General features: G+C 44.5%; 3 protein-coding genes. 2 read left to right on the forward strand and 1 reads right to left on the reverse strand.

All coding sequences use genetic code 11. The features are described from left to right. Positions 1-422 precede the first annotated feature (422 nt). Entirely contained in the window at positions 423-1427 is a 1005-nt protein-coding gene (locus tag IQ242_RS21390) for an NAD(P)-dependent alcohol dehydrogenase (RefSeq protein WP_193961332.1), read from the forward strand. A 28-nt stretch (positions 1428-1455) separates the two neighbouring features. Next, entirely contained in the window at positions 1456-2232 is a 777-nt protein-coding gene (locus IQ242_RS21395; protein ID WP_193961333.1) for a Uma2 family endonuclease, read from the forward strand. A 125-nt stretch (positions 2233-2357) separates the two neighbouring features. On the opposite strand, the gene IQ242_RS21400 is transcribed toward IQ242_RS21395, so the two are convergent. Then, entirely contained in the window at positions 2358-2558 is a 201-nt protein-coding gene (locus IQ242_RS21400) for a hypothetical protein (protein ID WP_002758764.1), read from the reverse strand. Positions 2559-2922: the final 364 nt, after the last annotated feature.

Consider the following 2922-nt stretch of genomic DNA (forward strand, 5'->3'; position numbering starts at 1 on the left):
GGTAAAATCGGTAAGAATAGGATTTTTCCATGTCTCACATTTTAGCATATATTTCGTAAACGATGCTCATATTTAACAGTAAAGCCGTCGTAGAACGACGGGGTTTCAGACCCAAATTTTCGATGAAACAGGACAATTTTTATCCGATCCTAACAAAATTTGTCAGTCAAGTCCGCAAGGGGCGGGCGAGCGGTCTATACACAGGAGTAACCCAAAACCAGTAATTTTGCTGATGCTGCCAGTTAGCGATCGCCTCTGGCTATTCTTAAAATTGCCGTTTTTAAGATTTTTTTAATGATCACGAGCGGACTTCCTTGATGTTGATGTCCATAGCAGTGGAATTATCGCCCAATCTTCTTAACCCGAATTTTCGATAAATTTGGGATAAGATAACCAATAAACCGATCCTAGAGGACTTAATCATGATTAGAGCCTATGCTGCCCGAGAGAAAGGGGGAAAACTAGAGCCTTTTGACTACGATCCGGGTATATTAGGGGATGAAGATGTGGAAATCGAGGTGGAATATTGCGGCATCTGCCACAGTGACCTAAGTATGCTCGATAACGATTGGGGACTGACCACCTATCCCTTTGTCCCCGGTCATGAAGTGGTCGGCACGATCGCCGCTCTCGGTGCTAAAGTCAAAGAATTAAAGATAGGGCAAAGAGTCGGTCTTGGTTGGTTTTCCCGTTCCTGTTCGACCTGTGAAACTTGTATGTCAGGGGATCAAAACCTTTGTGCCACTGCCGAAGGAACTATCGTCGGTCGCCATGGTGGTTTTGCCGACAGAGTCCGCGCTCATCATAGTTGGTTAGTTCCCCTGGGGAACCAGTTAGATGCTGCCAAAGCTGGCCCGCTTTTTTGTGGTGGTATAACCGTCTTTAATCCGATTGTGCAATTTGATATTAAACCCACGGCCCGAGTTGGTGTCATTGGTATTGGTGGATTGGGCCATATAGCCTTAAAATTCCTCAAAGCTTGGGGCTGCGAAGTAACCGCTTTTTCCAGTAGTCCCGACAAAGAAACAGAAGCAAAAGAACTAGGTGCGACTCATTTTATCAATTCCAGAGACCCCGAAGCCTTGCAATCGGTACAAAATTACTTCGATTTCATCATCTCTACCGTTAACGTTAATCTCGATTGGGGTCTTTATATCGCCTGTTTACGTCCCAAAGGTCGTCTGCACATTGTTGGGGCTGTTCTTGAACCCATGGCTACCTATGCTTTTCCCTTGATTATGGGTCAAAAATCGATTTCTGGCAGTCCTTTGGGTAGTCCCAGTACCATTAATAAAATGATCGAATTTGCCTCTCGCCATGGCATTGAACCGGTGACAGAAACCTATCCTATCTCCCAGGTGAATGAAGCCATGGAAAAATTGCGAACCGGACAACCTAAATATCGCCTCGTCTTACAAATAAAATAAAACCATCTCTATCCCGGACGTAACCCCGATGACTCAACCCCTCACTCCTCCAGTTATCGATTGGGAAGAACCTCCCATTCCCCCGGAAGACTTGATTTTTGATGATGGAGAACCTTTGGAAACGCACCGTCACCGCAAGGCCATGAATGTCTTAATCGATTCTATCGAACAAGCCTATCAGGATCGAGAAGACTTTTTTGTTGGCGGTAATATGTTTATTTACTTTAGCCGTGAGCGGGTTTTTAATAAAGATTTTCGTGGCCCCGATTTTTTCGTTGTCCTCGATATCGATGGTAGTTATAAACGACAAGGATGGGTGGTTTGGGACGAAAACGGACGTTATCCCGATGTGATAGTGGAATTAATGTCAGAAAGCACCGCAAAAATCGATTTAACTACCAAAAAAGACCTGTATGAGCGGACTTTTCGCTGTTCCCAATACTTCGTTTATAATCCCTTTGATGCCACTTCCCTGCAAGGTTGGGCTTTAGACCCAAATCAATGCTATCAAAAAATTATTCCCGACCAGCGCGGTTGGTTATGGTGTCAACGTTTGGGATTATGGTTAGGAGTCTGGATGGGCAGCATCCAACGAGAAGAAGCCCCTTGGCTACGTTTTTATGACCTAGACGGCAATTTAATTCTCCTACCTGCGGAATTAGCCGAAATCGAACGTCAGAATGCTGAAATCGAACGTCAACGCGCCCAGGCAGCCTATCAACAGGCTGAAAGCGAACGTCAACGTGCGGAACGTTTAGCGGCGCAATTACGGCAATTAGGCATAAATCCCGATGAAACCCCGTAATCGGCCCAGGACTGACCCCTATCTCTAAAAACCGAAAGCCCACACCTACCGATCTCGGTTTGTGTGGGCTGATTGTTCACTTAATTCTAAGATTGAAAGCTGATACTTTGGCGAAATCTCAGACCCTAACTGAGAGTAACACCAGAGCGATCGTAAGTTTGTGAAGAAAAGTCGGCCGAGAAGCGACGTTGAACGGTTTCCCCGTAGCCATTGTCATTGTCAATACCGATTTCAGAAGCACTTCTCCCTAACATCGATTGTTGACGATTTTTGACGGCGTGGTGGTGACGCATCATTAAGGCGCGAGCTTGTTGTTCTGTGGACATAATCATTTCCTCCGAGCTGCAAATAGTGTTTCGAACTTTTTTAATCACCCACTAATATATATAACATACAATTCTGTATCTATTTTTACAAAACGCCCTAATCCCAGAAAAATTAACAAAACTTTACAATAGGGTTTGCTGAAAAAGTTTGTTGGTGGGGTTAGGAATCAGGAATCAGGAGTCAGGAGTTAGGAATCAGGAGTCGGTCGTCGGTCGTCGGTCGTCGGTCGTCAGGAGATTATTTTTATAGTCATTTCAGATAAGTCTGATACACTCTAGACCAGTTAAACCCTTATGAACTCTGGCATTGATATTCTCAATCTTAATTGAAATGACTATATTTATTCTTCCCACACCCTACACC

The organism is Microcystis sp. LEGE 08355, from assembly GCF_015207185.1.
Lineage (GTDB): Bacteria > Cyanobacteriota > Cyanobacteriia > Cyanobacteriales > Microcystaceae > Microcystis > Microcystis panniformis.